At 73.6% G+C, this 11,898-nt stretch carries 10 protein-coding genes; 6 read left to right on the forward strand and 4 right to left on the reverse strand.

Annotation, left to right across the window (positions count from 1 at the left end; all coding sequences use genetic code 11):
• Positions 1-109: 109 nt before the first annotated feature.
• On the forward strand, positions 110-811 hold the full coding sequence (locus tag ACZ6B1_RS24315) for a GNAT family N-acetyltransferase (RefSeq protein WP_468781589.1): 702 nt from the start codon (positions 110-112) through the stop codon (positions 809-811).
• A gap of 82 nt (positions 812-893) precedes the next feature.
• On the opposite strand, the gene meaB is transcribed toward ACZ6B1_RS24315, so the two are convergent.
• The 4 genes from meaB to ACZ6B1_RS24335 form a co-directional block, all read right to left on the reverse strand.
• Positions 894-1,898, reverse strand: a complete 1,005-nt coding sequence (gene meaB / locus ACZ6B1_RS24320) for a methylmalonyl Co-A mutase-associated GTPase MeaB (protein ID WP_468781591.1) — start codon at positions 1,896-1,898, stop codon at positions 894-896.
• 6 nt (positions 1,899-1,904) lie between these two features.
• On the reverse strand, positions 1,905-4,079 hold the full coding sequence (gene scpA / locus ACZ6B1_RS24325) for a methylmalonyl-CoA mutase (RefSeq protein WP_468781593.1): 2,175 nt from the start codon (positions 4,077-4,079) through the stop codon (positions 1,905-1,907).
• Entirely contained in the window at positions 4,079-5,896 is a 1,818-nt protein-coding gene (locus ACZ6B1_RS24330) for a methylmalonyl-CoA mutase family protein (protein WP_468781595.1), read from the reverse strand. The genes scpA and ACZ6B1_RS24330 overlap by 1 nt, the downstream gene beginning before the upstream one ends.
• Positions 5,897-6,004: 108 nt before the next feature.
• A complete protein-coding gene (locus ACZ6B1_RS24335) occupies positions 6,005-7,726 on the reverse strand; it encodes a hypothetical protein (protein ID WP_468781597.1) in 1,722 nt (573 codons plus the stop codon).
• Between the two features lie 269 nt (positions 7,727-7,995).
• On the opposite strand from ACZ6B1_RS24335, the gene ACZ6B1_RS24340 reads away from it, so the two are divergent.
• The 5 genes from ACZ6B1_RS24340 (at position 7,996) to ACZ6B1_RS24360 (ending at position 11,803) form a co-directional block, all read left to right on the forward strand.
• Complete coding sequence (locus tag ACZ6B1_RS24340; RefSeq protein WP_199212371.1) at positions 7,996-8,385, forward strand: cell division protein SepF; 390 nt, start codon at positions 7,996-7,998, stop codon at positions 8,383-8,385.
• Between the two features lie 93 nt (positions 8,386-8,478).
• Positions 8,479-9,759 (forward strand): AAA family ATPase, encoded by a 1,281-nt coding sequence (locus ACZ6B1_RS24345; protein ID WP_468781599.1) that lies wholly within the window; start codon positions 8,479-8,481, stop codon positions 9,757-9,759.
• On the forward strand, positions 9,756-10,100 hold the full coding sequence (locus tag ACZ6B1_RS24350; RefSeq protein WP_468781601.1) for a nucleotide pyrophosphohydrolase: 345 nt from the start codon (positions 9,756-9,758) through the stop codon (positions 10,098-10,100). The genes ACZ6B1_RS24345 and ACZ6B1_RS24350 overlap by 4 nt, the downstream gene beginning before the upstream one ends.
• Before the next feature lie 179 nt (positions 10,101-10,279).
• Entirely contained in the window at positions 10,280-10,765 is a 486-nt protein-coding gene (locus ACZ6B1_RS24355; protein WP_468781603.1) for a DUF6099 family protein, read from the forward strand.
• Between the two features lie 114 nt (positions 10,766-10,879).
• Positions 10,880-11,803 carry an LLM class F420-dependent oxidoreductase gene (locus tag ACZ6B1_RS24360; protein ID WP_468781605.1) on the forward strand — a complete coding sequence of 308 codons (924 nt, stop codon included), beginning with the start codon at positions 10,880-10,882 and terminating at the stop codon, positions 11,801-11,803.
• Positions 11,804-11,898: the final 95 nt, after the last annotated feature.

Consider the following 11,898-nt stretch of genomic DNA (forward strand, 5'->3'; position numbering starts at 1 on the left):
ACGCACCCCGCCCGGCCCGCCCGGAGCCTTCGCCCAGCGGGACGGCGCGTGCCTATGATCGCTGCCCGGGGCGACCGACCCGCGCGCGCCGGACGAGAGGGACAGCACGATGGTGAACCGCGACGCCGTGGCACTCGACGACCCCGTGGGTGAATCGCTCCGCGGCCACCACGCCCATCTCGCCCGCCGGTTCGGCCGGGCCGCCGGCTACCTGCCGGACGTGGCGACCTTCTGCGCGGTGTCCGCCGACCCGGACCCGGCCGCATGGGCCGACCTCGCCCGGCTGCTCGGCCCCGGTGAACTCGCCGACATGTTCAGCCGCCCGGCCACTCCGCCGCAGGACTGGGAGCCGGTCTTCACCATGGAAGGCCGCCAGATGACCTGGTCAGGTGGCCGGTCCGCGCCCCCGCGCCCGGAGACCGGCGCGAAGGTGCTCGAACTCGGCCCGGACAGCGTGCCCGAGATGCTCGACCTCGTCGAGCGGACCCGCCCGGGACCGTTCCGGCCGCGCACCCCCGAACTGGGCACCTACCTCGGCATCCGCGACAACGGCAGGCTGGTGGCGATGGCCGGGGAACGGCTGCGGCCCCCGGGCTGGACCGAGATCAGCGCCGTCTGCACCGCTCCCGAGGCACGCGGCCGGGGCCACGCCGCCCGGCTGATCGACGCCCTCGTCGCCCGCGTCCTGGAACGCGGGGAACGTCCCTTCCTGCACGTGGCGGAGGCGAACACCGGCGCGATCGCGCTCTACGAGCGACTGGGGTTCACGTCCCGCGAGCACGTGACCTTCCGCGGCTTCCGCACTCCGTGACACTCCCGGGAGCACCGCGCGAGGGCCGCGCGCCCCACCCTGAGGACCCGTGAGGTCGCGCCCGCGGTCCCGGCGCCGGGGCTCACCGCCCCGGCGCCGGGTCCCGCCGTTCCCCGAAGGCCCGCAGGATGCCCTCCGCCGCCAGGGTCGCCGTCAACGTGCCGTCCCTGACCTGCTGTTCGAGGGCGGGGGCGGCTGCACGCACGGCCGGATCCGCGTGCAGCCGGCCCAGCAGCTCGTCCCGGACCATCGACCACGTCCAGTCGACCTGCTGGTCCCGCCGCTTCGCGGCGAGCCGGCCGGTGGAGTCCAGCAGCGTACGGTGCTGCTCCAGCCGCTCCCAGACCACGTCCAGTCCGGCCGACTCACGGGCGCTGCAACTCAGCACCGGCGGCGTCCAGAAGGCGTCCTTGCCGTGCATCAGCCGCAGCGCGCCCGCCAGTTCACGCGCCGCCGCCCGCGCGTCCCGTTCGTGCGGGCCGTCGGCCTTGTTGACGGCGATCACGTCGGCCAGTTCCAGGACGCCCTTCTTGATGCCCTGGAGCTGGTCGCCGGTGCGGGCCAGGGTGAGCAGCAGGAAGGAGTCGACCATGTCGGCGACCGCCGTCTCCGACTGGCCGACGCCGACGGTCTCCACCAGGATCACGTCGTACCCGGCGGCCTCCATCACCACCATCGACTCCCGGGTCGCCTTCGCGACCCCGCCCAGCGTGCCCGCGCTGGGGGAGGGCCGCACGAAGGCGCCGGGGTCGACCGCGAGGCGCTCCATCCGGGTCTTGTCACCCAGGATCGAGCCGCCGGTGCGGGTGGAGGAGGGGTCCACCGCGAGGACGGCCACCCGGTGGCCCAGCGAGGTCAGCAGCGTGCCGAACGCGTCGATGAACGTCGACTTGCCGACGCCCGGCACACCGCTGATACCGATCCGCCGCGCCCGGCCGCTGTGCGGAAGCAGCTCGGTGAGCAGCTCCTGCGCCAGCGCCCGGTGCTGCGGCCGGGTGGACTCGACCAGCGTGATGGCGCGGGCCACCAGGGCCCGCCTGCCGTCGAGCACACCCTTCACATACGTGTCGAGATCGATCGCTGCCACCAGCGGCTACCGCTCGTGGCCGAGGTCGTCCGACAGCCGCTTCACCAGGTCGTAGGCCGCGTCCGGGATCACCGTCCCGGGCGGGAACACCGCCGTGGCACCCATCTCGAGCAGGGTCGGCACGTCCTGCGGCGGGATCACCCCGCCGACCACGATCATGATGTCCTCGCGGCCCTCCTCGGCCAGCTTCTCCTTCAGCGCCGGTACGAGCGTGAGGTGACCGGCGGCCAGCGAGGACACCCCGACCACGTGCACGTCGGCCTCGACCGCCTGCCGGGCGACCTCCTCCGGCGTCTGGAACAGCGGGCCGACGTCGACGTCGAAGCCGAGGTCGGCGAAGGCGGTCGCGATCACCTTCTGGCCGCGGTCGTGGCCGTCCTGGCCCATCTTGGCGACCAGGATGCGCGGCCGGCGCCCCTCGGCCTCCTCGAAGGCGTCCACCAGGGCACGGGTGCGGTCCACGGACGGGGACTCGCCGGCTTCGTTGCGGTACACCCCGGAGATGGTACGGATCTGGCTCGCGTGCCGGCCGTACACCTTCTCCAGGGCGTCGGAGATCTCACCGACGGTCGCCTTGGCGCGGGCCGCGCGCACGGCCAGCTCCAGCAGGTTGTCGTTGCCGTCGGCGGCCCGGGTGAGCGCGTCCAGCGCGTCCCGGCAGGCCTGCTCGTCCCGCTCCGCGCGCAGTCGCCGCAGCTTCTCGATCTGCTGGGCGCGCACCGAGGAGTTGTCGACCTTCAGGACCTCGATCTGCTCGTCGCTGTCCACCCGGTACTTGTTGACGCCGATCACCGGCTGGCGGCCGGAGTCGATACGGGCCTGCGTGCGGGCCGCCGCCTCCTCCACGCGCAGCTTCGGGATGCCGGCGTCGATGGCCTGCGCCATGCCGCCCGCCTGCTCGACCTCCTGGATGTGCGCCCAGGCCTTGCGGGCGAGGTCGTACGTCAGCCGCTCCACGTACGCGCTGCCGCCCCACGGGTCGATGACCCGGGTGGTGCCCGACTCCTGCTGGATGAGGAGCTGGGTGTTGCGGGCGATGCGGGCGGAGAAGTCGGTGGGCAGCGCCAGCGCCTCGTCGAGGGCGTTGGTGTGCAGCGACTGGGTGTGGCCCTGGGTCGCCGCCATCGCCTCCACGCACGTACGCGTGACGTTGTTGAACACGTCCTGCGCGGTCAGCGACCAGCCCGAGGTCTGCGAATGGGTGCGCAGCGAAAGGGACTTGCTGTTCTTGGGGTCGAACTGCGAGACCAGCTTGGCCCACAGCAGCCGGGCCGCCCTGAGCTTCGCGACCTCCATGAAGAAGTTCATGCCGATCGCCCAGAAGAACGACAGCCGGGGCGCGAACGCGTCCACGTCCAGACCGGCCTCACGGCCGGCGCGGATGTACTCCACCCCGTCCGCGAGGGTGTACGCCAGCTCCAGGTCGGCCGTCGCACCGGCCTCCTGGATGTGGTAGCCGGAGATGGAGATGGAGTTGTAGCGGGGCATCCGCTGCGAGGTGTACGCGAAGATGTCGGAGATGATCCGCATCGACGGCTTCGGCGGATAGATGTAGGTGTTGCGGACCATGAACTCCTTCAGAATGTCGTTCTGAATGGTTCCGGCCAGCTTCTCGGGCGGTACGCCCTGCTCCTCCGCCGCCACGATGTACAGCGCCAGGATCGGCAGCACCGCGCCGTTCATGGTCATCGACACGGTCATCTTGTCCAGCGGAATGCCGTCGAAGAGCTGCCGCATGTCGAGAATCGAGTCGATGGCCACGCCCGCCATGCCGACGTCACCGGTCACCCGCGGGTGGTCGCTGTCGTAACCCCGGTGCGTGGGCAGGTCGAAGGCGACCGACAGGCCCTTCTGGCCCGCCGCCAGGTTGCGCCGGTAGAACGCGTTGGACTCCTCGGCGGTGGAGAAGCCCGCGTACTGGCGGATCGTCCAGGGCTGGTTGACGTACATCGTCGGGTACGGGCCGCGCAGGTACGGCGCGACGCCCGGGAACGTGCCGAGGAAGTCCAGGCCCTCCAGGTCACGGCCGGTGTACAGCGGCTTGACCCCGATGCCCTCCGGGGTCTCCCACAGCGGCTCCTCGCTCCCGGTCGCCCGCTTGACGGCCGTACTCCACTCCTCGGCGTCGCCGTCGACGGCCGGCGTCCCCAGCTCGATGCCGGAGAAGTCGGGGATTCCCATCAGGACACTCCCATGCGGTCGAGGGTCGCGGACAGCACGTCGATGGCGTCGCAGCCCGCGAAGACGTACGAGTCGACGCCCGGGTGCTCGGCCGGGCGGCCCGCCAGGAACACGTGCCGGGCGCCGGCCGCGCGCAGCGACTCGGCGGCCTGTCCGGCGCGGTCGGCGTAGAGCGCGTCGCTGGAGCACAGCACGGCCTCGGTGGCGCCGCTGTCCTCGAAGGCGCCCTCGGTGACCGGCTCGATCCCGCCGGCCTGGAACAGGTTCGCGGCGAACGTCGAGCGGGCGGTGTACTCGGCGGGCGAGCCGAGGGCGGCGAGGAAGATCCTCGGCCGCGAGCCGGTCGCCGCCAGGTGGGCGTCGGAGCGGGCCCGCAGGGCCTCGAACGCCTCGTCGCGGCGCACCCGGGGCAGTCCGCCGGACGGCGGCTCGGGCGCCGGCTCACGCACCACCGGCTTCTCGCCCAGCAGGGGGAACTCGCTGACGCCGGTGATGGGTTCGCGCCGCTTGGCGAGCTTCTTGGAGCGCTCCGCCCAGGTCGTCGCCAGGTCCGTGCGGATCCGGCCCGAGCGCAGGCACGCGGCCAGGCCGCCGTCCCGCTCGATCGACCGGAAGTACGCCCAGGCGGCCTGGGCGAGTTCCTCGGTCAGCCGCTCGACGTACCAGGAGCCGCCCGCCGGGTCGATGACCCGGGCCAGGTGGGACTCCTCCAGCAGGATCGTGGAGGTGTTGCGCGCGATACGGCGGGCGAAGGCGTCCGGCAGGCCCAGCGCGTGGTCGAACGGCAGCACGGTCACCGAGTCGGCGCCGCCGACCCCGGCGGCCAGCGTGGCCACCGTCGCCCGCAGCATGTTCACCCACGGGTCGCGGCGGGTCAGCATCACCGGCGAGGTCACCGCGTGCTGAACCTGCGCGCCCGCGCCCGGCGCCCCGGCCACCTCGGCGACCCGCGCCCACAGCCGGCGCGCCGCGCGCAGCTTGGCGATGGTCAGGAACTGGTCGGCGGTGGCCGCGTAGCGGAACTCCAGCTGGCCGCAGGCCGCCTCGACCGGCAGCCCGGCCTCGGTGAGCGCCCGCAGGTAGGCCACGCCGGTGGCGAGGGAGGCGCCCAGCTCCTGCGCTGCCGAACCGCCCGCCTCGTGGTACGGCAGCGCGTCCACGGTCAGGGCGCGCAGGCCCGGGTACGTCCCGGCGCAGCGCCCGGCGAGGGCGGCGAAGGGGGCCGGGTCCAGCGGGGTGCCGGTGCGGGCCTCGTGGCCGAGCGGGTCACCGCCCAGGCCGCCGCGCACCGCCTGGGGGTCGACGCCCTTCTCCTCGTACAGCCGCAGCAGCGCCTCGGCGGCCGCCTCGGTGTCGCGGCCGGCGTCCAGGACGACCGGCGCGAGGTCGAGGAACACCCCGTCGAGCGCCCGGCCCAGTTCGGAGACGGGGATGCCGCCCTCACCGAGCACCAGCCACAGCGAGGTGACGCCGTTCTCCAGGTCGGCCAGCACCGCGCCGTCGGCGCCGCCGCCGAGCGCCGTGTGCCGCTGCCGTACGTCCCAGCCGCCGGCCGTGTTGCCCTCGGGGCGGCCGCCGCGCACATACGGGGCGAAGCCGGGCAGGCCGGCGTCGGGCGCGCCGTCGCGCGCGGTGTACAGGGGCCGGGTGCGCAGCCCGTCCTCGAGTGTCGTGGACAGGGCGTCCTCAACTGCCGCGCCCGAGACTTCCTTGCCCGACTTGCGCAGCACACCCTCGACCAGGCGGTGCCACTGCTCGTGTGTCGCGTCAGGGAACTCGGCGGCCAGTGAGAGCCCGTCGTCAGGCAGGACCGTCATGCTCGGATGCTAGGGCAGGGTGCTCATGTGACAGCAGAGCGAGGGCTGTGACGTTTCCCTCTCTGCGGCTGTGACCTGCACCTCGCCCGGACCCGGCCGTCCGGTTTCCTACCGTTCGGGTGGCTCTCCGCGGCCCAGCTCGGCCGGCCGCAGGTCCCGGGTGGAGAGCGTCTGCGGGTCCCCCGTGAAGGCGCGCAGGCGGAGCTTCGAGCCCGCGGTGGCCGGCAGCGCGAACCTGCCGGACGGCGCGCGCAGTTCGACGGCCGCCGTGGTGTGCGCGGCGATCGTGGCCGGACCGCGCGTCAGGGACCAGTATCGGCTCATTCCGTGGCTGGTGGTGAGCATGTAGTGCGGGGTGAGCGCGGTGTCCCCGGAGTTGGTCACCCGTAGGCTCAGCGTGGACAGCGACTGCGCCGTGGCCCGCCGCGCCGCCGTCACGTCCATCCGCAGCGGTGGCCGGCCCGTCGCCGCGAGGGCCGCGCTCACCAGCGCGGGCAGCACCAGCAGGGCGGCCGCGCCGGCCAGCGCGGGCCGGCGGCGCGGGCCGGCGAGCCACCGGGGTCGCGGCTGCCACGCGTTCGCGAAGTCCGAAAGGGGCACGGTGACCGCCACCGCGAGCCACAGCGGGGTCATCATCAGGTAGTAGCCGTCCTGGGACCGGGTCGCCACGTAGAAGGCGCACCAGGGCAGCACGGTCGCCGCCGGGCCCAGCCGCCGTACGAACAGCACGTACAGCGCCAGCAGCGCCGCGGCGAGCAGCGCGCTCGCGTGGCCGTACCAGGCGAGGTGGTCGCTGCCGTGCGTGAAGTACAGCGAGACGTCCACCAGGCCCTGGCCGTGCAGCACCGCGCCCTGGGTCAGCGGCAGTGCGACGCCGTCGAGCCAGGGTCCCGGCTCGTGCACGATGAAGTACGTGTTGATCAGCAGCCATGTCGTCGCGGCGATCCCGAGGATCCGCGCGCAGACCGCGGTGGCCGCGCGCCCGCCCAGTTCACCGCGGCGCACCGCGTGGATGCCGGCCAGCAGGAACGGCGCCACGAACCAGGGCAGTTGCTGGGTCGCGCACGCGGCGCCCAGGCACACGGCCCGCGCGATCCCCGGGGTGCCGAGCCGGCCGCCCCTGCCGATGCGCGGCCAGCCCACCACCACCGGGATCAGCAGGACCATGGCCGGGATCGCCGGATAGCCCGAACGGGCGTACGCCGGCAGGAAGCCGAAGCCCAGGCACGCCATCGTCGCCGCCGAGCGCCAGGGCACCGGCAGCAGCCGCCACAGCAGCACCGCGCCGGTGAGCAGCGCGATCGTCGCCGCGGCCGTCGCCGGAGCGCCGCCGCCGCCCACCCACAGCAGGGGGGCGGCCAGCAGCGGGGCGAGCGGGGGATAGCCGTACGTGAGGTCGTAACCCCCGTCCATCGTCGGCGTCAGCGCGACGTTCGGGCCGTGGAACAGCCAGGGCCAGGGCTGCCCGTACACCGGGTGCCCGGCGGCCAGTTCCCGGGCGGCCTGGGCGGTGAGGACCGCCTCGTCGCCGCCGGCGTGGTTCAGCCACCAGGCGCAGGCGGTGAGCGTGAGGGCGGTCAGCAGCACCATGAGGTCGAGGCGGGCCAGCGAGCGCGTCCGGCGGACCGTCAGGGCGAGGACCCCGCCGGTCAGGATCGAGACGTAGCAGAGCGAGACGACCGCCACGAGGAAGAGGTTGTGGGTCGCCGCCTGTGTCCACAGTGGCCGGGTCCCGATGAAGAGGCTCACATCGGCGAGCAACGTCAGGACCCGGTGCCACTGCGCGGGCCCGTGGAGGTCGTCGGCGGGACGTCCCCGGACGGTGGACATCGCCGGCCGCGTCCACCGCCCGGGTGCCGCCTGCTGTGTTTCTGCCAAGTGCACGGCACCGGACGCTAGTGGCGGCCGGTGAGCGAGGCGGGGAACGACATGAAGAGACCGGTGTGAGGGTGGTAAGAAGGGGTTTTATTCGTACATGTGCCGGATGGAACAGGACGCGTGAGCGGTCGCGCAGTGTGTCGCTGTTGGGCTGAACGGGTGACTTGGCGTAAGAATTGGCCGGTGCAGGCATTGGGTGCGAGTCAGGTCAGGTGGAGCCGGTGAGCCGTTACGACGTCACCGATGAACAGTGGGAGGGGCTCGCCCAGGTCGTGCCGCTGCGGGGCCGGGACGCCTGGCCGTCCGCGGTGCGCCACCGCTCGCTGCCGGACGCCGAGACCGAGACGCGGCGCCGGTTCGTCGTCCTGCGGGTCAACGTCTTCGCGGACGCCCGGGAGGTCGCCGAGACGCTGATGGCCGGGGTGCCGGTGCTGCTGGACCTGTCCGGCGCGGAGGGCGACGTCGCCAAACGCGTCCTCGACTTCAGCACGGGTGTCGTATTCGGCCTGGGTAGCGGGATGCACCGGGTCGACCGCAACGTCTTCCTGCTGACGCCGCCCGGCACCGAGGTCAGCGGGCTGATGGAGGGCGCGGGGATGGCCGGCGGCTGAGGCCGCCGCGCGGGGTGCGGCTGGTCCCCCGATCGTAGGAAGGTGCGGCGGGCAAAACGGTTCGCCGTCCCGGCGGAGGCCTACCGTCCGCATATGGCCCTCCCTCCCGTGTCCACCGGGTTCCCGCCGCCCTCCGGACCCCTGGAACCCCCTTCCGAGCCCCTCGGTCCGCCGCCCGCCGTCCTGGAGGAGTCGCCCAGGGTTCCGGGGCGGGGCGGGCCGTTCGCGGGCGGCGCGGGGGAGCGGTCCCTCGGCTCGCCCGACGTGCGCGCCCGCGTCACCGAGTTGCGGCTGTCCGCCTTCGCCGGGCACCGGCGCGCCGCGTTCCCGCTGGGCGCCGTCACCTTGTTCGCCGGACCCAGCGGATCGGGCAAGTCGACCGCGCTCGCGGCGTACGAGGCGCTCGCCCGGCTCGGCGGCGGGGCACCGCTCGGCGAGGTGTTCCCGGAGCCGGTGGCCTGGGTGCCGGAGCGGGCGCGGCCCGACGCGCAGCGGCGCCGGGGGTTCCGCATCGGCTGCACGGCCGACGGCGCCGAAGGGCCGGTCCGGCTCGACGTCGCCGTACAGGCCGAACCGGAGCTGCGGATCGTGGGCGAACGGCTGACGGCGGACGGAGTGGTCCTGCTGGAGACCGCGCTGCGCGACCCGGGCCGCCGGGCCGTCCAGGCCGCCTGGCACACCGCGGGCGCCTCCCCGGTGACCCGCGCCCCACTGCCCGACGACCGGCTCGGCACCCCGCTGCTGCCGCTGCGGGTGGCCGGCAAGACCGACGGGCAGCGGCGGGTGCTCGCCGCCGCCGAGCAGATGGTCGTCGCCCTGCGTTCGGTCTTCCCCTGCGACCCGCGCCCCGAGCGCATGCGCGCACCCGTCCCCACCGGATCAGGACGGCTCCTTCCCGGCTGCGACAACCTCGCCGACGTGCTGTGGCGCACCCGGTCCGAATGCGGCCGCCGGCATGCCCTGCTCGTCGAGGCGCTGCGCGGCGGCTGCGCCGGCCCGGTGGCCGACCTGGTCCCCGAGCCGCTGGCCGACGGCACCGTGCGGGCGCTGCTCGACCGGGGCGACGGCCTCCGCACCGAGCTGGCCCGGCTCGGTGACGGGGAACTGCGCTACGTCGCGCTGGCGCTGGTGCTGCTGACCGGGCCCGGCGTGCTGGCCGTGGACACACCCGGCGAGGTGCCCGACGCGCTGCGCACCCTCACCGTGCTCACCGACGGCTTCGACCGCGGCCTCGACCCGGCCCAGCGGCGCGCGCTGCTGCGGACGGCGGCCCGGATGGGCGAACGGGGCCACATCCGCTGCGTGGGCGCCGTCAGCGACGCCTCCTGGGCCGTGGGGACCGAGGGGGTCACCGTGGTACACCTGAGGCCGTGACGGAACACCCCGACCTGGCCGGACTCCAGCGCCGACTGGCCGAGTTCGCCGCCGCGCGCGACTGGCAGCCCTTCCACACCCCCAAGAACCTGGTGGCCGCGCTCAGTGTGGAGGCCTCCGAACTGGTCGAGATCTTCCAGTGGCTGACGCCGGAGCAGTCGGCCCGGGTGATGGACGACCCGGGCACCGCGCACCGGGTGCGGGACGAGGTCGCCGACGTCCTCGCCTATCTCCTCCAGCTCTGCGAGGTCCTGGGCGTCGACCCGCTGGCCGCCCTGTCCGCCAAGATCGACCGCAACGAGGAGCGCTTCCCGGCCCCGGGGCCGGACTCCGCCGACTGACGGAGTGCCATCCTCCGCTATCACTCTACGGAGTCAGAGGGCGTCCCGAATCCGAATTGTTGTCCACAATTTCCCGCCCATCTCTGGCTTTACGTCTCAGGCTCCCTCACTCTGGGTAGTGAACAGGTGAGTTCACGCGGGCGCGCGAGGACGCACGGCGGACTGGACGGGGGCAGCGCATGGATGCGGTGCGACTCATCGGGACGAGCAGGCGGGCCCTGGCCCAGGGCGCCGACCGGCCCGAGATCATGGCCGAGGTGTGGCAGGCGCAGGCCCTGGCCCAGGCGATCGGCAGCCGCCTCGCGGTGTCCGGTCCGCCGGAGCTGCGGGGCGAGGCACTGGGCCTGACCGAACTGGCGGGCCGGGGCTGCGGCGTCCTGGACGCCCCGGAACTCGACCCGGGTGATCTGCGAGCCGCCCAGCTCACCGAGCTGGACGACGCCCGGCTGACCCTGCTCTGCCTCGGCGGCCTGCTGGGCGAGGTCGGCATGGCACTGGTCGGCATGGCCAGCTCCGCCGCCGACGAGACGGCGTACTGGCAGTGCATGGAGGCCATCGACGCGGCGGACGAGTCCCGGGACCGGGTCCTGGAGATGCTGCGCAAACTGGCCGCACGGGTGGAGGCGTTACCCGAGGGCGCCAAGGACAGCCCGTCCGGTGTGTGACCGGCCGGACCGCACCGACGCCGCGCCCGCGACCACGGGATTCACCTGATCGGGACGGCCGTGCCCGGCGGTACCGATGAGGCCGCCGGGGCCGGGGCCGTGCAGGATGGGTGTATGGACCTTCGAATCTTCACCGAGCCCCAGCAGGGGGCCACGTACGACACCTTGCTCACCGTGGCGAAGGCCGCCGAGGACCTTGGCTTCGACGCGTTCTTCCGCTCCGACCACTACCTCCGGATGGGCAACGTGGACGGCCTGCCCGGCCCCACGGACGCCTGGATCACGCTGGCCGGCCTGGCCCGCGAGACCAAGCGCATCCGCCTGGGCACCCTGATGACGGCCGGCACCTTCCGCCTGCCCGGCGTGCTCGCCATCCAGGTCGCCCAGGTCGACCAGATGTCCGGCGGCCGGGTCGAACTGGGCCTGGGTGCTGGCTGGTTCGAGGAGGAGCACAAGGCGTACGGCATCCCGTTCCCCAAGGAGAAGTTCGCGCGCCTGGAGGAACAGCTGGAGATCGTCACCGGTCTGTGGGCCACCAAGGCCGGCGAGACCTTCGACTTCCACGGCACCTACTACGACCTCACCGATTCGCCCGCGCTGCCCAAGCCCGCCCAGCCGAAGATCCCGGTGCTCATCGGCGGCCACGGCGCCACCCGCACTCCGCGCCTCGCCGCCCGCTATGCCGACGAGTTCAACATCCCGTTCGCCTCCGTCGAGGACAGCGAGCGGCAGTTCGGCCGGGTGCGCGCCGCCGCCGAGGAGGCGGGCCGCGGGCCCGGCGCCCTGACCTACTCCAACGCGCTGGTGGTGTGCGTCGGCCGGGACGACCAGGAAGTCACCCGCCGGGCCGCCGCGATCGGCCGTGAGGTGGACGAACTGAAGGCCAACGGCCTGGCCGGCTCCCCGGCCGAGGTGGTCGACCGGATCGGCCGCTACGCCGAGACCGGCTCCACCCGCCTCTACCTCCAGATCCTCGACCTCCACGACCTGGACCACCTGGAACTGATCTCCTCCCAGGTCCAGACCCAGCTCTCCTGAGCCGGGGCCCCTGCCCCGCCTCCGCGGCACTGCGCGGCCCCTCCGCCCCGAACCGGGCGGAGGGGCCGTTCCGTCCCGGAAAACCACTGGTCGGC

The organism is Streptomyces sp. NPDC041129 (genome assembly GCF_055592265.1).